The organism is Pararhodobacter zhoushanensis (genome assembly GCF_003990445.1).
GTDB classification, from domain to species: Bacteria; Pseudomonadota; Alphaproteobacteria; order Rhodobacterales; family Rhodobacteraceae; genus Pararhodobacter; species Pararhodobacter zhoushanensis.
This window is the reverse complement of the sequence record NZ_REEZ01000009.1, coordinates 111182-134089: the sequence shown is the minus strand read 5'-3', so window position 1 is coordinate 134089 and position 22908 is coordinate 111182. Positions and strand designations below refer to the sequence as shown.

At 65.4% G+C, this 22908-nt stretch carries 22 protein-coding genes; 11 read left to right on the top strand and 11 right to left on the bottom strand.

The window, feature by feature from the left end; all coding sequences use genetic code 11:
- Positions 1–118: 118 nt before the first annotated feature.
- Positions 119–745 (top strand): ATP-dependent Clp protease proteolytic subunit, encoded by a 627-nt coding sequence (locus EAE28_RS17810; RefSeq protein WP_127108778.1) that lies wholly within the window; start codon positions 119–121, stop codon positions 743–745.
- A gap of 116 nt (positions 746–861) precedes the next feature.
- Positions 862–2142: an ATP-dependent Clp protease ATP-binding subunit ClpX gene (gene clpX / locus EAE28_RS17805; RefSeq protein WP_127108776.1), complete on the top strand. Its 1281-nt coding sequence runs from the start codon at positions 862–864 to the stop codon at positions 2140–2142.
- 135 nt (positions 2143–2277) lie between these two features.
- Here the strand turns inward: clpX and EAE28_RS17800 are convergent, their stop codons facing one another.
- The 4 genes from EAE28_RS17800 to EAE28_RS17785 are packed head-to-tail and all read right to left on the bottom strand — an operon-like array spanning position 2278 to position 6500.
- On the bottom strand, positions 2278–3831 hold the full coding sequence (locus EAE28_RS17800; RefSeq protein ID WP_127108774.1) for a 5-guanidino-2-oxopentanoate decarboxylase: 1554 nt from the start codon (positions 3829–3831) through the stop codon (positions 2278–2280).
- On the bottom strand, positions 3828–5006 hold the full coding sequence (locus EAE28_RS17795; protein ID WP_127108772.1) for a pyridoxal phosphate-dependent aminotransferase: 1179 nt from the start codon (positions 5004–5006) through the stop codon (positions 3828–3830). The genes EAE28_RS17800 and EAE28_RS17795 overlap by 4 nt, the downstream gene beginning before the upstream one ends.
- Before the next feature lies 1 nt (position 5007).
- The gene (locus tag EAE28_RS17790; RefSeq protein ID WP_127108770.1) at positions 5008–5634 is read right to left on the bottom strand and encodes a TetR/AcrR family transcriptional regulator; all 627 of its coding nucleotides are present in this window, start codon (positions 5632–5634) and stop codon (positions 5008–5010) included.
- The gene (locus EAE28_RS17785) at positions 5631–6500 is read right to left on the bottom strand and encodes a dimethylarginine dimethylaminohydrolase family protein (RefSeq protein ID WP_127108768.1); all 870 of its coding nucleotides are present in this window, start codon (positions 6498–6500) and stop codon (positions 5631–5633) included. Before EAE28_RS17785 ends, EAE28_RS17790 begins: the two co-directional genes overlap by 4 nt.
- Positions 6501–6610: 110 nt before the next feature.
- Here EAE28_RS17785 and EAE28_RS17780 point away from each other — a divergent pair, with 110 nt between their 5' ends.
- From EAE28_RS17780 to EAE28_RS17760, 5 genes are all read left to right on the top strand, one after another.
- The gene (locus EAE28_RS17780; RefSeq protein WP_127108766.1) at positions 6611–7375 is read left to right on the top strand and encodes a transporter substrate-binding domain-containing protein; all 765 of its coding nucleotides are present in this window, start codon (positions 6611–6613) and stop codon (positions 7373–7375) included.
- A gap of 3 nt (positions 7376–7378) precedes the next feature.
- Positions 7379–8128, top strand: coding sequence for an ABC transporter permease (locus tag EAE28_RS17775; protein WP_246022435.1), 750 nt, complete (start codon positions 7379–7381; stop codon positions 8126–8128).
- Positions 8125–8898, top strand: a complete 774-nt coding sequence (locus tag EAE28_RS17770; protein ID WP_127108764.1) for an ABC transporter permease — start codon at positions 8125–8127, stop codon at positions 8896–8898. Before EAE28_RS17775 ends, EAE28_RS17770 begins: the two co-directional genes overlap by 4 nt.
- 112 nt (positions 8899–9010) lie before the next feature.
- A complete protein-coding gene (locus EAE28_RS17765; protein WP_127108762.1) occupies positions 9011–9784 on the top strand; it encodes an HAD-IIB family hydrolase in 774 nt (257 codons plus the stop codon).
- Positions 9777–11003, top strand: a complete 1227-nt coding sequence (locus EAE28_RS17760; protein ID WP_127108760.1) for a glycosyltransferase family protein — start codon at positions 9777–9779, stop codon at positions 11001–11003. The genes EAE28_RS17765 and EAE28_RS17760 overlap by 8 nt, the downstream gene beginning before the upstream one ends.
- A gap of 4 nt (positions 11004–11007) precedes the next feature.
- On the opposite strand, the gene EAE28_RS17755 is transcribed toward EAE28_RS17760, so the two are convergent.
- The 6 genes from EAE28_RS17755 to EAE28_RS17730 all read right to left on the bottom strand — a co-directional run bounded on the left by EAE28_RS17755 (position 11008) and on the right by EAE28_RS17730 (position 17228).
- Positions 11008–12780: a sugar phosphorylase gene (locus EAE28_RS17755; protein WP_246022433.1), complete on the bottom strand. Its 1773-nt coding sequence runs from the start codon at positions 12778–12780 to the stop codon at positions 11008–11010.
- A gap of 334 nt (positions 12781–13114) precedes the next feature.
- Entirely contained in the window at positions 13115–13996 is an 882-nt protein-coding gene (hemF, locus tag EAE28_RS17750) for an oxygen-dependent coproporphyrinogen oxidase (RefSeq protein WP_127108758.1), read from the bottom strand.
- A gap of 98 nt (positions 13997–14094) precedes the next feature.
- A complete protein-coding gene (locus tag EAE28_RS17745) occupies positions 14095–15123 on the bottom strand; it encodes a DUF2332 domain-containing protein (protein ID WP_127108756.1) in 1029 nt (342 codons plus the stop codon).
- The gene (gene pth, locus EAE28_RS17740) at positions 15120–15797 is read right to left on the bottom strand and encodes an aminoacyl-tRNA hydrolase (protein ID WP_127108754.1); all 678 of its coding nucleotides are present in this window, start codon (positions 15795–15797) and stop codon (positions 15120–15122) included. The genes EAE28_RS17745 and pth overlap by 4 nt, the downstream gene beginning before the upstream one ends.
- A gap of 51 nt (positions 15798–15848) precedes the next feature.
- Positions 15849–16421: a hypothetical protein gene (locus EAE28_RS17735; protein WP_127108752.1), complete on the bottom strand. Its 573-nt coding sequence runs from the start codon at positions 16419–16421 to the stop codon at positions 15849–15851.
- A gap of 180 nt (positions 16422–16601) precedes the next feature.
- Positions 16602–17228, bottom strand: coding sequence for a 50S ribosomal protein L25/general stress protein Ctc (locus tag EAE28_RS17730; RefSeq protein ID WP_127108750.1), 627 nt, complete (start codon positions 17226–17228; stop codon positions 16602–16604).
- A gap of 174 nt (positions 17229–17402) precedes the next feature.
- On the opposite strand from EAE28_RS17730, the gene EAE28_RS17725 reads away from it, so the two are divergent.
- Complete coding sequence (locus tag EAE28_RS17725) at positions 17403–18563, top strand: MFS transporter (protein ID WP_127108748.1); 1161 nt, start codon at positions 17403–17405, stop codon at positions 18561–18563.
- A gap of 178 nt (positions 18564–18741) precedes the next feature.
- On the opposite strand, the gene edd is transcribed toward EAE28_RS17725, so the two are convergent.
- Positions 18742–20547, bottom strand: coding sequence for a phosphogluconate dehydratase (gene edd / locus EAE28_RS17720; RefSeq protein ID WP_127108746.1), 1806 nt, complete (start codon positions 20545–20547; stop codon positions 18742–18744).
- Between the two features lie 279 nt (positions 20548–20826).
- Between edd and EAE28_RS23840 the strand changes: the two genes are divergently transcribed.
- The 3 genes from EAE28_RS23840 to EAE28_RS17710 all read left to right on the top strand — a co-directional run bounded on the left by EAE28_RS23840 (position 20827) and on the right by EAE28_RS17710 (position 22894).
- Positions 20827–20994 carry an RSP_7527 family protein gene (locus EAE28_RS23840; protein WP_164736692.1) on the top strand — a complete coding sequence of 56 codons (168 nt, stop codon included), beginning with the start codon at positions 20827–20829 and terminating at the stop codon, positions 20992–20994.
- Positions 20995–21180: 186 nt separating this feature from the next.
- On the top strand, positions 21181–22383 hold the full coding sequence (locus tag EAE28_RS17715; protein ID WP_127108744.1) for an RSP_2647 family RNA methyltransferase: 1203 nt from the start codon (positions 21181–21183) through the stop codon (positions 22381–22383).
- On the top strand, positions 22376–22894 hold the full coding sequence (locus tag EAE28_RS17710) for an RSP_2648 family PIN domain-containing protein (protein ID WP_127108742.1): 519 nt from the start codon (positions 22376–22378) through the stop codon (positions 22892–22894). The genes EAE28_RS17715 and EAE28_RS17710 overlap by 8 nt, the downstream gene beginning before the upstream one ends.
- Positions 22895–22908: the final 14 nt, after the last annotated feature.

The window sequence follows — 22908 nt, the reverse complement described above, 5'->3', positions numbered from 1 at the left end:
ACGCGGGTGACGAAAAAGCGCCGGAGCCTGCCCTTGCGGGGGTCTGTTCGGAAGGCTAAGTCTTGGGCAAGATTTGACCCCTAATGTGGCACCAGACGCCAGCAGCGAGGCCCGAGCGATGCGCGATCCGATTGAAACCTACATGAACCTCGTTCCCATGGTCGTGGAACAGACCAGCCGGGGCGAGCGGGCCTATGACATCTTCTCGCGCCTTCTCAAAGAGCGGGTGATCTTTGTCACCGGACCCGTCCATGACTCGATGGCAACCCTGATCGTGGCGCAGCTGCTCCACCTTGAGGCTGAAAACCCGTCGAAAGAAATCTCGATGTACATCAACTCGCCCGGTGGCGTGGTGACCTCGGGTCTGTCGATCTACGACACGATGCAATACATCAAGCCCAAGGTTTCGACGCTGGTGATCGGTCAGGCGGCCTCGATGGGGTCGCTGCTGCTGGCGGCGGGTCAGAAGGACATGCGCTTCTCGCTGCCCAACAGCCGGATCATGGTGCACCAGCCCTCGGGCGGGTTCCAGGGTCAGGCTTCGGACATCTCGATCCACGCGCGTGAGATCCTCGAACTGCGCGAGCGTCTGAATCAGATTTATGTGAAACACTGCGGCCAGACCCTGAAAAAGGTCGAAGCGGCGCTTGAGCGTGACAATTTCATGACGCCTGAAGCCGCCAAGGACTGGGGTCTGATCGACAACATTCTCGAAAGCCGCGACGCAACTGCCGCTGCTTCCTAAGCCTGAAGGGCGGGCGGGACGGTGCACTTTGGCATTGTTCCCGCCCGCTGGCTGGCCTAACCTTGCGATAAAGGCCCGTCAGAAGGTCAGAACCGATTACGAGCACGAGGTGTCGAATGGCTCATTCCTCCGGCAATGACAGCAAAAATACGCTGTATTGTTCCTTTTGCGGCAAAAGCCAGCACGAGGTACGCAAGCTGATCGCGGGCCCGACCGTTTTCATCTGTGATGAATGCGTCGAGTTGTGCATGGACATCATCCGCGAGGAGACCAAGGGCAGCGGGTTCAAGACCACCGACGGCGTTCCGACGCCGCGTGAGATCTGCCAGGTTCTGGATGACTATGTTATCGGGCAGGAGCGCGCCAAGCGTGTCCTCTCGGTCGCGGTTCATAACCACTACAAACGTCTGGGTTATTCGGGCAAAGCCGGCAAGGCCGGCGAGATCGAATTGTCCAAATCCAACATCCTGCTGATTGGCCCGACCGGCTGCGGCAAGACGCTGCTGGCGCAGACGCTGGCGCGCATTCTGGATGTGCCCTTCACGATGGCGGATGCGACCACGCTGACCGAAGCCGGTTACGTGGGTGAGGATGTGGAAAACATCATCCTCAAGCTGCTGCAATCGTCGGAATACAACGTCGAGCGGGCGCAGCGCGGCATCGTCTATATCGACGAAGTCGACAAGATCACCCGCAAGTCGGACAATCCCTCGATCACCCGCGACGTGTCGGGTGAGGGCGTTCAGCAAGCACTGCTGAAGCTGATGGAAGGCACCGTTGCCTCGGTGCCGCCGCAGGGCGGGCGCAAGCATCCGCAGCAGGAATTCCTGCAGGTGGATACGACCAACATCCTGTTCATCTGCGGCGGGGCTTTTGCCGGGCTGGAGCGGATCATCGCGCAGCGCAGCAAGGGCACGGGCATCGGCTTTGGCGCTGACGTCAAGGATGAGAGCCAGACCACCGTCGGTGAGGCGCTGGTCAAGCTGGAGCCGGAAGATCTGCTCAAGTTCGGTCTGATCCCGGAATTCGTCGGCCGTCTGCCGGTGATCGCCACGCTGACCGATCTGGACGAAGACGCGCTGGTCACCATCCTGACCGAGCCCAAGAACGCTCTGGTCAAGCAATACCAGCGTCTGTTCGAGATTGAAGGCGCGGATCTGACCTTTACCGACGATGCTCTGCGCTCGATCTCGCGCCGTGCCATCGCGCGCAAAACCGGCGCACGCGGGCTTCGCTCGATCATGGAAGACATCCTGCTCGACACGATGTTCGAACTGCCGGGCATGGAGAATGTCGAAGAGGTTGTGGTCAACGACGAGGCAGTCACCGCCGGTGCCCGCCCGCTGCTGATCTATACCGATGCCAAGGCCCAAGCCGCGACGTCGTCGGCGGGCTGATCCACTGCCGGATGGAATGAAAAGGCGCCCCGAGAGATGTCTCGGGGCGCTTTTCTTTGAGCGGCGTGACGGGCGCAGGGCGGTAAGTAATTGTCTGACATTTAAATATCAGGCATTTTGTGAAGATCGCAAGTCTCAGAAATCCTTGACGTTCTTGCGCGTAATCTCGATCAGCCGCGGACCTTTTCCACTGGCAGCCAGCGCAGGCAGATCGGCATCCGTTCCGCGGGCAAAGGGCAGGCCCATCGCCTTGGCCAAGGCCTCCATGTCCGGGGCAGACGGCGTGCAGCCGATCACCTCGGCCCCCGCTTCTTTCATCGCCAGCGCGATCTCTCCATAGCCCTCATTGTTGAACACCACGAAAGTCACATCCAACTCTTCGTCGCGCGCCGTGCGCAGCTCGCCGGGGTGAAACATCAACCCGCCGTCGCCAGTCAGGCAGAGCACCCGCGTGCCGGGCGCGGCCAGTGCAGCACCGACGGCAGCGCCGATGCCGTAGCCCAAAGCGCCATAGCCGGTGGCGGCGTTGAACCAGCCGCCGACGCGATCATGGCTGTAGTAGAGGTTTCCAGCATAGGCGATCTGCGTGGAATCACCGACGAAGATCGCGTCCGGCACCGCGTCGCGGAGGGCCTGAAGCAGCCGGGTTTCGTCCTGATAGTCGGGTTCGAGCGCCGCGAAAGCGGCCTGCCGGGCGGCGGCAGCGCGCTCGGCACCGTCAGGCGCGGCGGCAAGTGGGTGCAGCCGGGGCAAGATCGTGGCTGCATCACCCTGCAGGGTCAGCGCGGCGAAATGCCGGGCCAGTTGCGCGCCGTCGATGTCGATGCGGATCATGCCAGACAGGTCAGGCATCTGGCCGGTCGCATACATGTCGTAATCGGTGGGCCCCAGTTCCGAGCCAACGACCAGAATTTGATCGGCACCCCTGATCAGGTCGCGGATGGGCCCCAAGCTGGGCGATGCCGGGACAGCCAGCGGGTGCGCGTGCATCAGCCCGCGCGCGTTGGCGGTCAGCACGACGGGCGCGCCAAGAGCTTCGGCCAGCGCCTGCAGCTGCGGTCCTGCCTTGGCGCAGCCACCCCCGGCAAGGATCAGCGGGCGCTTGGACTGGCGCAGGCGCGCGCGGGCCTTGGCGGGGTCGGAGGGCGTCACGACGGGCATCGCCAGCGCCGTCGCGGGGGGAGATTTCGCCGCCATCAGATCCAGCGGGATCTCCAGATGGACCGGTCCGCCGCGTCCGGTGGTCAGCGCGCGGCCTGCGTGGGCCAGCAGACCGGGCAGGGCGTGGGGGTCTTCGAGATGCAGCGCGGGCCCCAGCACACGGGTCACGGCGCGCTGGTCCGGCAGTTCGTGCAGATAGCCCAGCCCCTTGCCCAGCGTGTCACGCCGGTTGACGCCCGAGATGACAAGGATCGGCACACTGTCCGCACGCGCCTGCGCCATGGGCGTCAGGATATTGGTCACGCCCGGTCCGGTGATCACCAGCGCCACGCCAAAGCGACCGGAAACGCGGGCATAGCCGTCTGCCATGAAGCCCGCGCTGGCCTCATGCCGGGGCGTCACATGGCGGATACCGGACCCGGCGAGGGCGCGATACAACTCGATCGTATGAACGCCGGGGATACCAAAGATCACCTCGACGCCCTCGAGTTTCAGCCAGTCTACAAGGGTTTGCGCGACGCTCTTCATGCGGCCTTCTGTTGGGCATAGAGGGCAAGACGCTTGCAGGCCTCGCGCGTGTCGGCGTCCGAAGCGTTCAGCGCAACGCGCAGCCAGCCTTCAAGCGCCACGCCGAACGAGGCGCCGGGCATCATCGCCACACCCGTGTTGTCCAGCAGGTCCAGCGCAAAAGCAAGCGAATCGCGCGACAGGGCGCGAATGTCTATCAGGGCGAACATCCCGGCCTCGGGCCGGTGAACGTGCAGACCTGCGGTGCCGTCGAGTTCATCAAAGATGATCTGCGCCCGGTTCGCCATGCGCGCAGCCATGCCCTGCGCCAGCGTCGAGGGTGCGCTGACCGCCTGCGCGGTCATGTCGGCGATGAAGGGCTGCGAGCCAAAGAGCATCGTCTCGGACAGCGGCAGGGCGCGGGCGGTGAAAGCGGCGGGACCAACGGCCCAGCCCGAGCGGAAACCCGGCGAGGCGTGGCTTTTCGAGATCGAGGCGGTAATCACCGTGCGCTCTTCAAAGGCGGGATCGGTGAGCGCCGAGGTGAAGGGGCGGCCGTTATGGGTGAGTTCGCCGTAAACCTCGTCCGAGATGATCCACAGGTCGTGCTTTTGTGCCAGCTCCCCCAGGGCGCGGAGGTCGCTTGGTTGCAAGATCGCGCCTGTCGGGTTGTGGGGTGTGTTGAGGAAGATCGCCCGCGAGTTGGGCGTGATTTTTTCTGCAACGTCAGCAGCTTGCAGGCGGAAATTATCTTCCGGTCGCAAGAGAACGGGCACAGGAACGGCACCCGAGGCGCGGATCAGCCCTTCATACGTGGCATACATCGGATCGCCGATAATCACTTCACTGCCCGCGTCGCACAGGCTGCGCAACACCAGATAGAGCGAGGTCTGAGTGCCGGGCAGGCAGAGGAAACGATCTTTGCCAAAAGGCCGCTTGAGGTCTTCGCTGTAACGCTTTGAAAGCGCTTCCAAAAGGACGTCCTCGCCACGGCCGTTGGAATAGCCGGTCCGTCCCGCGCGCATCGAGGCGCAGGCGGTTTCGATCAGGGCGACGGGTGTCGGCACGTCCGGCTCGCCGATGGTCAGGTTGATGACCGTGTGCCCGGCCTTCGCGCGCGCATGGGCGGCAGCGTTCAGGGTCCATTTGTCCGAGCCCAGCCCGGCGAGTTCTTGGGTGACGGTGGCGTATTTCATCTCAACCCTCAGGCAGTTCAAGTTCAAGAAGACGCGAGAAGGCATTGATCGCAATGGATTTCAGCTCTCCTGGCGCGAAGTGGCCGGGCAGGGCGCCAGCCTCGATCCACAGACCGTCGAGCAGCGCATTTCCCGCGATGGCCAGCGCACGGCTGCTTTGGGTCGGGCGCCCAGCCGCGTGCAGTGCCTCGCAGATCATGTCCTCAAGCCGTCCGCGAAAGCCCAGATAGGTGGCTTCGTGAACCGCGCGCATCGCCGAGTCGCGCGGCACCAACTGCATCGACGCCGCCCAGAGCGCCACGCCGCGCGGATCGGTGACCGGGGGCGAAACCGCGTTGCCGACAAAGCCAGCCAGCCGGGCCAGCGGGTCGTCGGGAAGTTCGTCAAGTTGCGCTGCGCTGGCCTCGGTCAGGCCGTTCATCAGTGTTTCATGCGCGGCGGCGACGAGGTCTTCTTTGGTGTCGAAGTAATGCCGGATCAGTCCCGGGGTGACGCCTGCCCGCAACGCAATGGCGCGGACGGTGGCGGCTTGCGGCCCCCCCTCGGCGATCAGGTCGAGCGTGGCGTCGATCAGCGCGGCGCGGCGGGTTTCTTCGCCCGCGCGAACGAATGAGCGGCGCTCGGTCATTGCCGCAGGACCGGGCGGGTCAGGCAGGTCGGCCCCCCCTCGCACGCGATACAGAGTGCGTCGCCTTCGAAGGTTTGCACGCGGCAGCCCGCGTCCTCCATCAGTTTGAGGGTTTTGGGAAAGCCCGCGACCATCACAACGTCTTGCGGGCAGAGCATCAGCACATTCAGGCTAAGCCCGTTTGACGCTGCGAATTCATCAGCAGGCGCGTGCAGCAGTGTCCAGCCACGCGCGGTCAGATCGGCCCAGAGCGCGTAGGGCAGAAGCGGCGCGTGGATCAGTGCCAGCTTGGGGCCGAGCGGCGAGATCAGCGACATCAGGTGCAGGCAGGCCTCGGGCCCGGTCCAGTAGGGCAGGTCATAGGCGACGACGGACATCCCGTGCGGGGCAAGGATGGCGGCGACCGCGTCGATGCCCGCCTGGGTCGAGCGGGCACCCCGACCAATCGCCAGCGTATCGGGGTCGATCCAGACGCAATCGCCCGATTCGACCGTCGCGTCGCCGCTCAACTGGCCAATGACCGGCACGCCGAGCGCCTCATAGGTGGCCACGTGCAGAGCGGGTTCGCCGCGGCGCAGGGCCTTGCCCATGTTGAGCACGACAGCGCCCGCGCGGGTGACAAATGACGGGTCCTGCACGAAGACGGCATCCGACATCCCGTCGTCGTTGGACGGAATCCAGTGGATTTCTGCGCCCGAAGCGGCGACGATACGGGCAAGCCCGGCGTGCTGGGACTCGGCGCGCTGCGGATTGAAGCCGGGGCCATAGTGCCACTGTTCAGCCTCGGCGGCGGCCATGGCCGGACCGGGCGCACGCATCAGGACGCGGGCGAGCGGTTTCGTGCGGTCTTCGGCGCCATAGGTCATGCGAGAGCCCTCCGTGCAGTAATTATACACTTGCACAATTACCAAAGTTTTGGCCTTCTACAAGAACAAACACAGGCGCGACCAACAGTGCCGCAACAGAAGAGGTAACCATGAAATCCATTCTCCTGACCGCGTCCGCTCTGGCTTTGCTTGCCGGTGCCGCCGCCGCTGACCCCGTCCGCATTGGCATCGCCTCTGAACCCTATCCGCCTTTTGCCGCCCCCGATGCGGCGGGCAACTGGGTGGGCTGGGAAGTCGATATCATCAACGCCGTCTGCGAAGCCGCCGCGATGGAGTGCGAGATCACCCCGACCGCCTGGGACGGGATCATTCCGGCGCTGGTCTCGAACCGGATCGACGCGATCATGGCCTCGATGTCGATCACCGATGACCGGCTGCAGACCATTGATTTCTCGGACCCTTACTACAACACGCCAACCGTGATCGTCGGTCAGCGCGACATGGAAATGGACGCGTCGCCCGAAGGCATGGCGGGCATGGTGCTGGGCGTTCAGGTGTCGACTGTGCACCAGACCTATGCGCAGCAGTATTTTGAGGGCGAGACCGAGATCCGCACCTATCAGACGCAGGATGAGGCCAATCAGGATCTCGCCTCGGGCCGGATCGACGCGACGCAGGCCGACAGTCTGGCACTGGACGAATTCCTCAGCTCGGACGCCGGGGCGTGCTGCGAGCTGAAAGGGGCCGTGGCGCATGACGAGGCGATCCTGGGCTCGGGCGTTGGCGTGGGGCTGCGCAAGGGCGACGACGCTCTGCGCGAGCAGTTCAACGCCGGGATCGCTGCCATCGTGGCGAATGGCGTTTATGACGAGATCACCGCGCGGTACTTCGCAACGTCGATCTACGGCCAGTAAGCGTTGCTTGACTGGCTTTATTCGGTGTGGCCGGGGCTTGAATCCTCGGTCACGCTCTTGTCGCTCGAGCCTCCGGGCTGGGGCGGCAATCTTTTGCGTGGGGCAGCAAATTCGCTGATCATCGCGCTGGGGGCCTTTGCGGTCGGGTGCTTCATCGGCACGCTGGGGGCCTTGGGCAAGCTGGGCGGCGGGCCGGTGACGCGTGATCTGCTGGCGGTCTATACGACCGTGGTGCGCGCGGTGCCCGAACTCATTCTGATCCTGCTGCTTTATTATGCAGGCACGGATCTTCTGAATCAGTTTCTGCAACTTCTGGGCCAGCGGCCGATCGAGATTTCCGGCCTTGCTGCCGGGATCGGCGTTCTTGGCATCGTGCAGGGTGCCTATGCCACCGAAGTGCTGCGCGGCGCGATCCAGTCGGTGCCACGCGGTCAGCTGGAGGCGGCGCGCGCCTATGGCATGGGGCCGGTGCAGACGTTCCGGCGCGTGACCTTTCCGGCCATGCTGCCGCTGGCGCTGCCGGGCCTGTCGAACCTGTGGCTGATTGCGACCAAGGATACGGCGTTGCTGGCCATCGTCGGCTTTAGCGAGCTGACGCTGGAGACGCGGCAGGCTGCCGGGTCAACCCGCGCGTATTTCACGTTTTTCCTTGCCGCCGGGGCTTTGTACCTTCTGATGACGCTGTTGTCCGGACGGCTGTTCGGGTGGCTTGAGACGCGGTTCCGGCGTGGACAGGCGGGGGCGCGGGCATGAGGCGTGACCGGCTGCAACCGCACCGTGTGGGGCTGATCGCCGTTGCGCTGGGGGTGATGGTCTGGGCCGGGCTGACGATGCGCTGGGACTGGATTCCACGCTATGCCGAACTGGGCGCGCAGGGCCTTTGGCGGACACTCTGGCTGCTGGCCTTGTCGCTGCTCATCGGGTTCAGCATGGCCCTGCCGCTGGGGTTGGCGCAGGCGGCGGGGCCGTTCTGGCTGGCCGCGCCCGCGCGCTGGTTCTGCACGCTGATCCGGGGCACGCCGCTGCTGTTGCAGATCTGGTTGATCTACTACGGTCTGGGCAGCCTGTTCCCGCAATATCCGTGGATCCGCCAGTCCGAGCTATGGCCCTATCTGCGGCAGGCCTGGCCCTATGCGCTGCTGGCGCTGTCGCTCAGCTATGCAGGGTATGAGGGCGAGGTGATGCGCGGCGCGTTCAAATCGGTGCCGCATGGTCAGCTTGAGGCCGCGCGGGCCTATGGCTTGTCGCGCTTCGCGGTGTTCCGCCGTATCTGGCTGCCGCAGGCGCTGGCCCGCGCGTTGCCGACCTTGGGCGGCGAGACGGTGCTGCAGCTGAAAGCGACACCGCTGGTGGCGACGATCACGGTAATCGACATTTACGCGGTCGCCAGCCGGGTGCGGCAAGACACATTCGTGATCTACGAGCCGCTCCTGTTGCTGGCGCTGATCTACCTGATCATCGCCGGGCTGATCGCGCTGGGGTTCCGCTGGCTTGAGCGGCGGTTCACGCGCGGGCTGGCCTAAAGCGCTGCCCGAAAATGAGGCACTTCGCGAACGGCTGAGGTGTAGGATGCGCTGTTGCATGGCCAAGCCCGGGCAGCGGCCCTAGGTTGGTCCTGTAAAGACAGGAGCAATCATGCGGCTGATGATCGTGAGTGATCTCGACGGGACATTGCTCGACCACGCAACCTATTCCTACGCCTCTGCGCAACCGATGCTGGACTGGCTGGCGGCGCGCGACGTGCCGGTGGTGCTGGCGTCCTCGAAGACCGGGGCCGAGATTACCGTGTGGCAAGAACGGCTGGGCCTGCAACGCTGGCCGGCGATTGTCGAAAATGGCGCGGCGGTGTTTGACGGGCGGTTCGACGACACGGCCTATCGGCGGTTACGCGCGGCATTGGCCGAGATTAACGCGCCGTTTCAGGGCTTTGGCGATATGAGCGTCGCTGAGCTGTCCGCTGTCACCGGCCTGTCACAAGCCGAGGCCAGCCTTGCCCGCACCCGCGCCTATTCCGAGCCGGGACTGTGGCTGGGGGAAGACCCAGGGCTGGCCGAGTTCCTGACCGCGCTCGAAACACGCGGCATCAGCGCCCGACGCGGCGGGCGGTTCCTGACGCTGTCCTTTGGCGGCACAAAGGCCGGGCGGTTGGCCGACCTCAAAGCGCAGCTGCGCCCGGATCTGACCATCGCTTTGGGCGACGCGCCCAACGACGCCGAACTGCTCACCGCCGCCGACCATGGCATCGTTGTGCGCAACACCCACGGACCGGGCCTGCCGCCGCTGCCCGGCGAAGACACGGGACGTATCCTGCGCACGCAGGGCGAGGGGCCCGCAGGCTGGCGCGAAGGGCTGGAGGCCGTGCTGCGCGGCCTTGGCGTGATGGAACAAGGAGACCGGCTCGATGGCTGACTTTCACCAGAACGGCAATATCGCCCAGTTTCACAACCTGCGCACCCGCTCGCTGGAAGAGCTGGAATACCGGCTGGAAACCTTCGCCCAGACCCGCAAGATCAGCCTGATCCTGCCCTCGCTGTTTTCCGAACTGGAAGGCGACGCGCTGCAAAACATCCTCGATGAGCTGTCGAAGGTGAAGTACCTGCACCGCATCATCATCGGTCTGGACGCCGCCACGCACGCGCAATACCTGCACGCCCGCCGCTTCTTTGCCCGGCTGCCGCAGAACCATGTGGTGATCTGGAACGACGGCCCGCGCATGAAGGCGCTGATGGAGCGGCTGGAACCGCACGGGCTGGGGCCGATCGAGCCGGGCAAGGGCCGCAATGTCTGGGGCTGTCTGGGCTACCTGATCGGCTGCGCCGACAGCGCGGTGATGGCGATCCATGATTGTGACATCGTGACCTATCACCGTGAGATGCTCTCGCGGCTGGTCTATCCGGTCGCGCACCCGGCTTTCCCTTATCATCTGTCCAAAGGGTTTTACGCCCGCGTCGGCAATGACAAGCTGGGCGGCAGGGTGACGCGCAATCTGGTCAGCCCCTTGCTGATCTCATTGCGCAAGGTGTTGGGGGCGAGCGATTACATCGATTACCTGCGCGCCTTTCGCTACCCCCTGTCGGGCGAATTCGCCATGCGCACTGCGACGCTGCCCGATCTGCGCATGCCCTCGGACTGGGGGCTGGAAATCGGCGTGCTCTCCGAGGCCTGGCGCAATCTGGGGCCGCGCGCGGTCTGTCAGGTCGAGATTGCCGATCTCTATGACCACAAGCATCAGGAGCTGTCGGCAGAGGATGCTTTGGGCGGTCTTAACCGGATGTCGATGGACATCTGCAAGGCGATCTTCCGCAAGATGGCCGCCGATGGCGTGGTGCTATCCCCCAACATCTTCCGCACACTCAAAGCGACGTACTATCGCCGGGCGCTGGATATGCTTGAGGTCTACTCGCACGAGGCCCAGATGAACGGGCTAAAATTCGACCGGCCGGCCGAGGAACGCTCGATCACGCTCTTTGCCGAGAACATCATTCAGGCGGGCCAGGTCTTTCTGGAAAACCCGCAAGAGCTGCCGTTCATCCCGAATTGGAACCTCGTCCACGCCGCGGACCCGAGTTTCCTGAGTGATTTCAAAGCGGCGGTCTCTGCCGACATGGCCGACAGCACGCCGGCATAACGCCTCAACCGGTGTTGGTGATCCAGCGGCACTGATAGGGCGCCATCGGGATCACCCCGTCGGCGATGATCGCCTCATTGGTCAGCAGATCGCGCCAGTCTTCGTCGTCGATCAGGTTGAGATCATAGGCGTCCAGCTCGATGCTCTCGGCCGAGACATTGTGCAGCGCAAAGATCGACTGATGGCGGTCCAGCGACTGACGCCAGACGCCCAGCAACCGGTCGTCGATCTGCAACGTCAATTGCGTGGCGTTGGGATGGAATGCCGCCTGCCGCGCGCGGATCTTGAGCCGGCGCTGCATTTCGCCCAGCACCTGCGCCTGATCGCTGGCGGGGTCGGCCAATGCCTCGCGCAGATCGGGATAGTGCCAGCGGTGGCGGTTGATCGCCCGGTTCATGCCGCGCCTTGTGACGGCCTCGTGGTCATTGGGCGTGGCGATCAGGGAATGCAGGTAGAAAGCCGGGATGCCCTCAAGCGACATCACCACGGTCTGCGAGCACAGGAAACGCGGGATCTTGAGCGCTTCGTCGCCCGCAAAGGTGCGGCTCATCGCGTCGAAATAGGTGCAGTTGATCTCGTAAGGCGCTTGTGCGCCGCCGGGCAGTGAGCGCATCGACACCAAGCCGCCTGCATCCTGCACGGCGGTGATCATCTGGCCGATCTCGTCCTGCGGCAGGATACCTTCGACCGGGCGCATGCCGATGCCGTCATGGCTGGCGGAAAAGTTGAAATAGGCGCAGCCCAGCGGGGCAGGCGGCATGGTGCGCAACCAGCGGCGCAGGTATTTCACGTTCCCGGCCAGCACCGCGTGCAGCACCAGCGGCGGCAGCGGGAAGTTATAGACCATATGCGCCTCGTCCCGGCGGCCGAAATAGCTGAGGTTCTCGGCTTTGGGGACGTTGGTTTCAGTCAGCAGGATGACCTTTTCCGTCGCGAAATCCGCCAGCACCCGCATCAGTTTGACGATCGCATGGGTCTGCGGCAGATGGATCGAGGGCGAGCCGGGTATCTTCCACACGAAAGCCACGGCATCCAGCCGGATGATGCGCACGCCCTGATCGATGTGAAAGCGCAGGATACGCAGGATCTCCAACAAGACGGCGGGGTTGCGGAAATCGAGATCGACCTGATCATGGCTGAAGGTGCACCAGACATGGCGTGGACCCATGGTGGTGTCGACCTCCCGCAACAACGGGGTGGTGCGCGGGCGGACGACGGCGCTCAGGTCATCCTCGGGCGAGGCTTCCATGAAGAACCGGTCGAAGGGGGCTTTGCCCTGCCGGTAATCGTTGAACCATGTGCCCTGCGACGAGACATGGTTGAGCACCATATCGGACATCAACATGAACTCGGAGCCGATCCGCGCGATGTCGGGCCAGTCGCCAAGCGTCGGATCGACCTTGTAGTAATCGGTGACGGCAAAGCCATCGTCCGAGGTATAGGGGAAGAACGGCAGGATATGCACGCCGTTCACCGCGCCCTTCAGATTGCCCTCGACGAAATCAAGCAGCAGATCCAGCGGCTTGTGCTGGCCGTCGATGATCGAGTTGCCATAGGTGATGACCAGCGCGTCGCGCTCGGACCACAGGTTGTTGGACGGGCGGCGCGGACGCTGGCGGCGCGGGCGGGCATCGGGCCAGAAGGCGGCGATGACCTCGCCGGTCAGGGCCAGCGGATCGAGCTCGGGATAGAGCCCGCGCAACAGGGTTGAGAGACGGGTGCGAAGGCTGGGGGAGTCGGTGGGGGCGGCGATGGGTTTGCTCCTCGGGTTCTCCACAGGAGTCTATCGCCTGGGCTGCATCCGTAAAGCGCCGCGGCCTGACTTGGTACTTGTGCGTCCCGTGAGTGCCTGTGTGATGGGCGCCTAACCCCCCGCGTGGTGAAAAAAACGCAGGTCGAGGGGGGCGCTGCCCCCCGCCGGGCCGTTCCGTCCCGCCCCCCGGGATATTTGAAGAGCAAAGAGGCGCGGTTAACAAAGCGTTAATGCCGCTCTTTGCTCTATAAATATCCTCGGGGGTGAATTCGGCGTCAGCCGAAGAGGGGGCTGAAAGCCCCCTGAAACGCACGTAAAGACCTGCGCGCGGGCGTTCCCGCGCGCACCGCTGAAATCCTCAGATCCATTTGGCCAGCGGCGGCAGGCTCATCAACACGGCGTTGGCGTCATGGCCGGTTTCCAGACCGAATTTGGTGCCCCGGTCATAGACGAGGTTATACTCGGCATAGAGCCCGCGGTGGATCAGTTGTGCCTCGCGGTCGGCGTCGGTCCAGGGCGTCGTGCGGCGCTTTTCGCACAAGGGGGCGAAGGCGGGCAGGAAGGCTTCGCCCACCGCGCGGGTAAAGGCGAAGTCGGCGTCCCAGCTGTCGTGATCGCTGCCGCCCGAATTCAGGTCGTCGTAGAAGATCCCGCCGACCCCGCGCGCGCGGCCTCTATGGGGGATGAAGAAATACTCATCCGCCCAGGCTTTGAACCTTGGGTAATAGGCCGGGTTATGCGCGTCGCAGGCGCGTTGCATTTCGGCGTGGAAATGGGCGGTATCTTCGGCGACTTCCAGACACGGGTTCAGGTCGGCCCCGCCGCCGAACCACCACGCCCCCGGCGTCCAGAACATCCGCGTGTTCATATGCACCGCCGGACAGTGCGGGTTGCGCATATGGGCGACCAAACTGATGCCCGAGGCCCAGAAACGTGGTTCCTCCGCCATGCCGGGCACGCCGCGCGCCGCCATGGCTTTTTGCGCGCGCTCACCCAGTGTGCCGTGCACGGCGGACCAGTTCACGCCGACTTTCTCGAACAGCCGCCCGCCGCGCATCACCGACATGATGCCGCCACCGCCGCGGCCTTCGTCGCGGGTTGTTGGCGTCACCTCGAACCGGCCCGGCGGCAGGTCGCTGTCGGTTGAATCCTCAAGCGCCTCGAAGCGCGCGGTGATCGTGTCGCGCAGGCTGCGGAACCAGTCGGCGGCCTGGGTTTTGCGGGTGTCAAAATCGGTCATGAGGCTCTCCCTGTCGGGGATGGTTTAGGTCGCGCAGGCGTCCGGCGGGAAGCGGCGGGATGTCGCGGCTGAAAGGCGTATTGAGGGCAAGATGAAACTCAGGGCGCGCGCCAGTCGACCCAGCGGCCGTGGAAGTCGGCGCGCCCGAGGTCGAGGGTCTGATCGCCGGGCCAGAGTCGCAGGGTGAGGCCGGCGCCGGGGGACTTCCCGTCGGCCTCGTAGCTGAGCCAGGCGAGCGGGGCGTCGGTGGTGGCGCTGGCCCCCGCGGCCTCGATCAGCGCTGTGCCGCGTGCTTGCACGGCGGCGGGGAAATATTGCCAGGCGATGGTGCTCCAGATCAGGTGCAGCTGGCCGGGGCGCGGGGTCAGGCGGGGCTCCAGCCAGTCGATGGCGTCCGCTTTGGCCGGGCGCGGCGGGGTGGCAGCGATGGCCGCTTCGGTCAGCGCCTTGCGGTGCGGCTGGTCGGGCCAGAGATAGGCCAGCAGGCGGAGGCGCTGCGCGGGGTCGGAGAGGTCGATGGGGTTGAGATCGACGCCGGCGCGCTCGGTGACGCGCACGGTTGACGAGGCAGGGTGCGGGCCACGCCAGTCGGGCGTCAGGGTCAGCACCGGATCGGCGGGGCCGAGCGTCGTGGTGCCCAGACCCAGTGCGAAGCGGTCCCAGTTCAGGTTGAGCCCGGCGCTGGCCCCCAGCTCGCTGAACACAAGCGGCAACGGATAGCGCGCAGCGAGCCAGTGACCGGTGGCGATCAACACGGCCGAGCGGCGGACTTCGTTGGTTTGGGGGGCGCTGTCGATAAAGCGGTCGATGAACGCCGCGTCTGTGTCAAGCGCCGCGTGCACGGCTCGCCAGAGGCTGTCATCATCGCAGGTGTTGGGCGGGTAAACCGCCGCCAGCCCTGCGTGCCCTTGCAGCACCAGCGCGTGCAGAGCACCGGCCAACCTTAGCGAGACCGAGGCGGCGTTCGAGGTCAGATCCCCAGGCCAGTCGAACAGTCGCCGGGTGAGGGGTGTATCGGGCTGGAGCCGATCGGCCAGCAGGGTGCAGAGCTGTGCCATGAAGGGCGAGCCGAGGCCCGCGCAGGCGTCCGCCTGCTGGCGTAGGGCGTGGCGTAACCGGTCACTCATCTGAAGCGATCCGCGAGGCGTTGCAGGGGCGAGCGGGTATCCTCGACGGGTGGTTCGGGCGCAGGCGGGGTTTTCGCCACCGGCGCAGGCCGCCCGGCGTTGCGCGGCGGCGCAGTGCGCTGCGCCACAGCGTTCTGGAACTTGGCCCCGTCGCCCGCAGCCAGATGGTGCGCCCCGTCCGAGATCCCCCGCATCAGGTCGTCCAGCCAGTCCTCATCCGCCTTGGCGAAGTCGTGCAGCACATAGCCCGCCACCGCGTCCTTGTGGCCGGGGTGGCCGATGCCCAGCCGCACGCGTCCGTAAGCCTCGCCGATATGCTGATGGATCGAGCGCAGCCCGTTGTGCCCGGCATGCCCGCCGCCCTGTTTCAGGCGCAGTTTGCCGGGCGCGAGATCCAGCTCGTCATGCAGCACGATCACATCCTCGGGCGTCAGTTTGAGATAGCGCATCGCCTCGCCGACGGACTGGCCCGACAGGTTCATGAAAGTCTGCGGCTTGAGCAGCACCGCCTTGTCACCGCCCAACCGCCCCTCGGCGATCTGGCCCTGAAAGCGCGATTTCCACGGGGTAAAGCCGTGGTCCTCGGCGATGCGGTCGAGCGCCATGAAGCCGATGTTGTGACGGTTGCGCGCGTATTGCGCGCCGGGATTGCCAAGGCCGATGATAAGTTTCATGCGCGCGGTTCTAGCGCGCCGCCGCAGGGCTGTCCATTCGGGCGCGCCGAGTCATCGCATTTGGTCGATCAGGTTGAGCCGTTCCAGCGCGCCATGGACGATGAAGCAGGCCATCATGTCATGGGTTTCGCCGCGCTGGGGCATGTGGACGCGGGCCATGACGCGCCGCAGAGCCAGCTGTTGACCCGAGTCGAGCAAGCCGATCCGCGACTGCACGAAGGGCACAAGATCCTCGCATTCGGGTTGGACGCCGAGGGTCCGGCGCGGGGCCAGATCGCCGATATCAAAACCTTCACGCGCCATGGACTGCACCGTGGCGACGCACGCGTCGGGGGCTGGGACGGTGTAAAGGCCCGGAACCGTTATCGCGTCGATCATCGCGTCCAGACGCTGGCTCTGATCCGGCGCGAGGTCGGAACGATGACGCTCGATCCAGTTGAACAGGCTGGCGCAGGTCAAAGCCTCCGGGCCGTCGACCCGAACACCGGGGCTGGTTCCGGTGTTGGGAAAGACCATGGGGCCGGGATCGGGTTTGTCTTGCGCGCGTGCGGGCAGGCAGAGGCAAAGCGCTGCCGCACAGGTTACGGTTGGCAAGACAGCGGCCAGACGGAGGATTGAGGCCATTTGCAGATCTCCGACACTCAGGGGGCGCCTGACGGCAAGGGCGCAAACCGGTTAACACCACGGTTGCAAAGTTGCCGGACGGAGGCAAATGAAATTTAAGCGTTGAGAGCAACAGCTTGAGCCGTAACGAAAAACCCCGCCCAAAAGGGCGGGGTTTCAAGAACGTGCCACGGGCGAGGATCAGGCCTCGGCGGCGTCTTCTTCTGCGTCACCGTCTTCAGCATCGGCCGAACGCAGACCCGAGGGTGCCGCGATGTTGGCGATGACGAAGTTCCGCGCGATGGTCGCTTTCGCGCCTTCGGGCAGGGTGATGTCTTCGATGTGGATAACGTCACCGATGTTCTTGCCGGTCAGATCGACCACCAGCTTCTCAGGGATGTCACCAGCCAGAACGTTCAGTTCGACCTCGGGACGGACCACAACCATCGTGCCGCCACGCTTCAGGCCGGGGGCCTCAGCGTGGTTTTCGAATTCGACGTGCACGAACAGGTTGATCCGCGAGGTGCGGCGAAGGCGCATCAGGTCGACGTGCGTCGGCAGATCCTTCACGACGTCCCGCTGAACGGCGCGCGCGATGACGCGCACGTCTTCCTGGCCCTCGACTTTGAGGTTCCAGAGCTTGGACAGGAAGCGGCCCTCTTTGAGGCGCTTCAGAAGGTAGTTATAGTTGAAGTCGATCGAGATCGGCTCTGCGCCGCCCCCATAGACCACACCCGGAACTTTGCCGTCACGACGAGATTGACGAGCGGCCCCCTTGCCTGTCCCCGTCCGGACCTCGGCGATCAGATCAGGGATCTCACCAGCCATATCGGTTCTCCTAAATATCTGTTTCACTCGCCACGCCCCTCCAAGGGTGGATGCGCAGCCGCGCCGCCATAGCCCATGCCCCGCTCAAAGGAAAGCGCATTCTTGCGCCGCGTCGCGCTGGACCTTGGCGCGCCGGCGTGATCGGGTGCGCGCAGATCAAACCGCGAGACCCCCATGCCCTCCTTTGCCCAGCTCTCTGCCTCGCGCGGTCCTGCCGCCTGCTTCGTCGCCATGGGGCTGGTCTGGGGCGCGTTTATGGCGGCGATGCCGGACATCAAGGCGGGGCTGGGCGTGGACGATGGCACACTGGGTCTGTTGCTGATCTGGGGCTCGGTCGCGGCGATCACCATGATGACCCTCGCGCCGCGCATCGGCACCGCGCTGGGGCGGTTGGCGCTGCCGGGTTTCGTTGCGTTGATGGGGCTGTCGGTGGCGCTGATGGGGGCGATAAGCACGCCCTTGGGCTTTGTGCTGGCGCTGATGACCATGGGCATCGCCAGCGGCGCGCTGGACGTGTTCATGAACGCGCGGCTCTCTGCCATCGAAGCGGCGCGCGGCCAAAGCCTGATGAACCTCAACCACGCGCTCTATTCGCTGGCCTTCGCCGCGGCCGCCGCGCTCACCGGCGTGGCCCGCGCCGCCGGGGCAGGGGCGGTCACCACGCTGAGCGTCACCGCCGGGCTGGTGCTGCTGTTATCGCTCATCGCCATCGAGCGTGACGGTCCGATCGAGGGCCTTGGCGGCCGTTCCAGCCCCGCCGGGCGCGCGTTGCTCGGGCTGGTGCCCTATCTCGGCGGCGCGCTGATCCTCGCCGGCCTGATGAGCGAAAACGCGGTCGAGGCCTGGTCGGCGCTCTATATCGAACGCGATCTCGGCGGCGCGGTGGGGTCAGGCTCGCTCGCCCCGGCGCTGATGGCGCTGACCATGGGGCTGGGACGGCTGGCCGGGCAAGGCCTGTCGATGCGTCTGCCTGAGCGGCGGCTGCTCGCGGGCGGGTTGATCGTCTCGGTTTGCGGCGTGTTGATCGTCGTCGCGGCAAATGGCCCGCTGATGGCTTATGCGGGCTTTGTCGTCATGGGGCTGGGCGGCTCGGTCGTGGTGCCGACAGCGCTGGCGATGACCGGTCGCCTGTCGGACCCGCTATCGCGCAGCCGTGCCATCGCCCGCGCCACGGTGATCGGCTATGGCGGTTACTTTATCGGCCCGCCCGCCCTCGGTCTCGCCGCCGAACTTGCCGGGCTGCGCGCCTCTTTCGCACTGATCGCCGGCGTCCTGGCGCTGGCTCTGCTCGCCGCACGCGCCCTGTCGATCCGCGCCGCCGCCCACCAGGGCTGAGACATTTTCTGTCTAAAAATATCCTCGGGGGGTGAATGCGGCGTCAGCCGCAGAGGGGGGCTGACAGCCCCCCTTTCTTGCGCGCCGCGTCAGCGGCGCGCCGGGTCGCGTGAGGGCTAGGCGGCGTCAGCCGTCTCGGCCGAAGGCGAAACCCGCCACCCTTATAGACCCACAGCCCTCAAAACAGGATCGACGCGCCCTCGGTGGCATCCGTCGCCCCGCCGCGCAGCCGGGCAAACAGATCGCGGCCACAGCCCCAGTCGTTGGCGCTCAGGTCGGCGCTGACCGCTTCGCGCGCCGCAAACCCGTCTTCCAGCACCTCCAGCGCGCCGGTTACCGCGTCGAGCCGTACCAGATCCCCGTCACGCAGCTTGGCGATCGGGCCGCCCGCTGCCGCTTCGGGCGCGACATGGATCGCTGCGGGAACCTTGCCCGAGGCTCCCGACATCCGCCCATCCGTCACCAGCGCCATCTTCAACCCGCGGTCCTGCAACACCGCCAGCACCGGCGTCAGCGAGTGCAGCTCGGGCATGCCATTGGCACGCGGGCCCTGAAAGCGCACGACAACAATCGTGTCCTCGGTAAATTCCCCGGCCTGAAACGCCGTCTTGACCTGCGCCTGATCGGAAAACACCCGCGCTTTCGCCTCGATCACGTGGCGTGACGGGTCCACCGCCGAAATCTTGATCACCCCGCGCCCCAGATTGCCGTTAAGCTGCTTGAGCCCGCCGGTCGCCTGAAACGGATCGCGGGTCGAGCGCAGGATGCGGTCGTTCAGGCTCTCACCCGGTCCGTCGACCCAGGTCAGCGCGCCGTCGATCAGCTTGGGCTCCTGCGCATAGCGCGCAAGGCCGGTGCCGGCGACTGTCTCGACATCTTCATGGAGCAGACCCGCGTCCAGCAGATCGCCGACCATATAGCCAAGCCCGCCCGCCGCGTGGAAATGGTTCACATCGGCCAGCCCGTTGGGATAGACCTTGGCCATCAGCGGCACGGCTTGCGCGACTTCGTCGAAATCTTCCAGCTCCAGCCGGATCCCCGCCGCGCGCGCCATGGCGGGCAGGTGCAGGATCAGGTTGGTCGAGCCGCCCGTGGCCATCAGCCCGACCATGCCGTTCACAAAGGCCTTCTCGTCCAGCACATGCCCGGCAGGTCGCCAGTCATTGCCCAGATGGGTGATCGCCGCTGCGCGGGCGACGGCCGCCTTGGTCAGGGCCTCGCGCAACCCGGTGCCCGGATTGACGAAAGCCGCACCCGGCAGCATCAACCCCATGATCTCCATCAGCATCTGGTTGGTGTTGGCCGTGCCGTAAAAGGTGCAGGTGCCCGGCCCGTGATAGCTGGCCATCTCGGCCGCCATCAGTTCTTCGCGTGTTGCTTTGCCTTGTGCAAAGGCCTGACGCACCTTGGCTTTCTCATCATTCGGCAGGCCCGAGACCATCGGGCCGGCGGGCACGAACACCGCCGGCACATGCCCGAAGCTGGCCGCCGCCATCACCAGACCCGGCACGATCTTGTCGCAGACCCCCAGCCAGAGCGCGGCGTCAAAGCAGTCGTGGCTCATCGCCACGCCCGCCGCAAGCGCGATGGTGTCGCGCGACATCAACGACAGTTCCATGCCCGCGCGGCCCTGCGTGACCCCGTCGCACATCGCCGGGACGCCGCCCGCGACCTGCGCGGTGGCCCCGGCGTCGCGCGCGGCGTCGCGGATCAGTTGCGGGTACATCTCGAAGGGCTGGTGCGCGCTGAGCATGTCATTATACGCGGTGACGATGCCGAGGTTGGGCTGACGTGCCGCTGCCAGTGCGTCCTTGTCCTGTCCCATTGCTGCATAGGCATGGGCGGCGTTCGAGCAGCCCAGATGCGCGCGGGCCGGGCCTTGTTCGGCGGCTTTGGCGAGTCGCTCAAGATACAGGCTGCGCGTCGGACGCGAGCGCTCGATGATACGCTCGGTGACGGTGCGGATGCGGGGGTCGAGGGTCATTTTGAGAATGCCTCTGCCTTTGGATGCGGGGGAGGGCTCTGCGCGTCTGATACCTCGTTATCGCTAACGCCGCAAGAGTGGGGGCCGCGAGGGGCGCGGTGAAACCATCCTTGCGCAGGTTTCGGGCACAACAGCCTGCATTGCAGGCAGCGGTCTGGCCAGCCTTGCAGCCAACGCAAGGGTGCTTTGTGTATACATCACTGGTGTTTTGCTGCGTTGCGGCATAGGTATGTCTCATGCAAAGCGGGATTGGACCCGCACTGGCAAGGAGCCAAGGCCGTGACCGAGAACACTCAAAACCTGTACGAAATCAAAGAATTCGATCTGCTGACGCTCGAGCGTGAAGCCCGTGCCATGCAAGCGCGCGCTGTTGCGGACATGTTCAAGTCGCTGCGTCGCGGCGTCGTTGCCCTGTTCGCTCGCGGTGGCCAAGCGCACACCGCTTAAGACCTTCGGGTCGCGATCATCCGGGCATCTGGCCCTGATCGCTCAGACGTCAGCATCTGATCGACAATCCCCGCCCTGTGCCGCTCCCTCCGGCACGGGGCGGTGTCAGTATATGCACTGTCGGTTTTGGCTTTTGCCGCGCGCCCGGCAGAGGTATGGGAGGGGAACCGTTTCAGAAAGCCCGCCATGACCTCGCTCTCCCCCAGCCGCCCCATTGTCCGCCTGCGCCCCAAGGCCGAAGCCCGCGCCGTGCGTCACGGATTTCCATGGGTCTATGCCGACGAACTGGTGCTCGACCGCCGCACCGCAGGGCTTGAGCCCGGCGCACTGGCCGTGCTCGAAGATGCCGAGCGCCGCGAGATGGGGCTGGTCACCGTCAATCCCAAATCCAAGATTGTCGCGCGGATGCTCGACCGCGACCATGAAGCACAGCTTGACGCCGCCTGGTTCGAGGAGCGTATCCGTCACGCGCTGGCTCTGCGCGAGTCGCTTTATGATCAGCCGTTCTACCGTCTGATCCATGCCGAGGCCGACCGCTTCCCCGGTGTGGTCATCGACCGTTTCGGCGATGTCGCCGTGATCCAGCCGAACGCGGCCTGGGCCGAGACGCATCTGGACACGCTGGTAGCCGCGCTTCAGGCGGTGACGGGTGTGAAAACGGTGGTCAAGAACGCGACGGGCCGTGCGCGTTCGCTCGAAGGTCTGTCCGAAGAAACCGTCGTCATGACCGGCGCGCTGGATGGCCCCGTGCCGGTGCATATGAACAACGCCGTATACATGGCGGATCTGCTGGGGGGCCAGAAAACCGGCATCTTCTACGATCAGCGCGATAACCATGCTTTCGCGGCGCGTCTCGCCAAGGGTGGCCGGGTGCTGGACGTGTTCAGCCATGTCGGCGGCTTCGGCCTTGCTGCGCTGGCTGGCGGCGCGGCTTCGGCGCTGGCCGTTGACGGGTCCGAGCCTGCGCTGACGCTGGCTGCCAAGGGTGCGGCGGCGATGGGCGCGTCGGATCGGTTTGAAACCCGGCAGTCGGACGCGTTCGAGGCGCTGGAGACGATGGCCACCGATGGCGCGCAGTTTGAGCTGGTCGTCTGTGATCCGCCCGCGTTCGCCCCCAGCCGCAAATCGCTGGACGCAGGCCTGCGCGCCTATGAACGGCTGGCGCGCATGGCGGCTCCCTTGGTGGCACCCGGCGGCTATCTGGTGTTGTGTTCGTGCTCGCACGCCGCGGATCTGGCGAATTTCCGCGCGGCCTGCACGCGCGGGATCGGCAAGGGCCAGCGTCAGGGGCAACTGATCCGCACCGGCTTTGCCGGGCCGGACCACCCGATGCTGCCGCAGCTGGCCGAGAGCGGCTATCTGAAAGCGCTGACGTTCCGGCTTGACTAAGGTCTTTCTCGACACCTGCGTGTTGTTCCCGCCGATCCTGCGCGATCTGGTGCTGGGGCTGGCCGATGCTGGGCTGTTCGTGCCGCTGTGGTCCGAGGGCGTGGCGGCGGAATGGCTGCATGTCACGGCCCGCAAGGGTGAGCCGGGCGCGGCCGAGGCGCTGGCGCGGATGCGCGCGCGCTGGCCCGACGGGCAGGGCGCGGCGGGGGATCTGAGCCTGCTCGATCTGCCCGACGCGGCGGACCGGCATGTACTGGCGGCGGCGATTGCGGCGGGGGCGGATGTCTTGCTGACGCTGAACTTACGCGACTTTCCCCGCCGGGCGCTGGCGCATCACGGGATCCGGGCAGTGTCGCCGGATGATTGGGTGATGGAGTTGTGGTTGGCCGGGCGCGAGCCGGTGGAGGCCGAGGTGGCGCGGGTCTGGCCGGGCTTGTCCGGCCGTGCGCTGCGCAAGGCGATGAAGAAGGCGGATTTGCCCAGATTGGGCCGCGCTTTGGAAGTCGAATGAATAAGGGGGCCTTG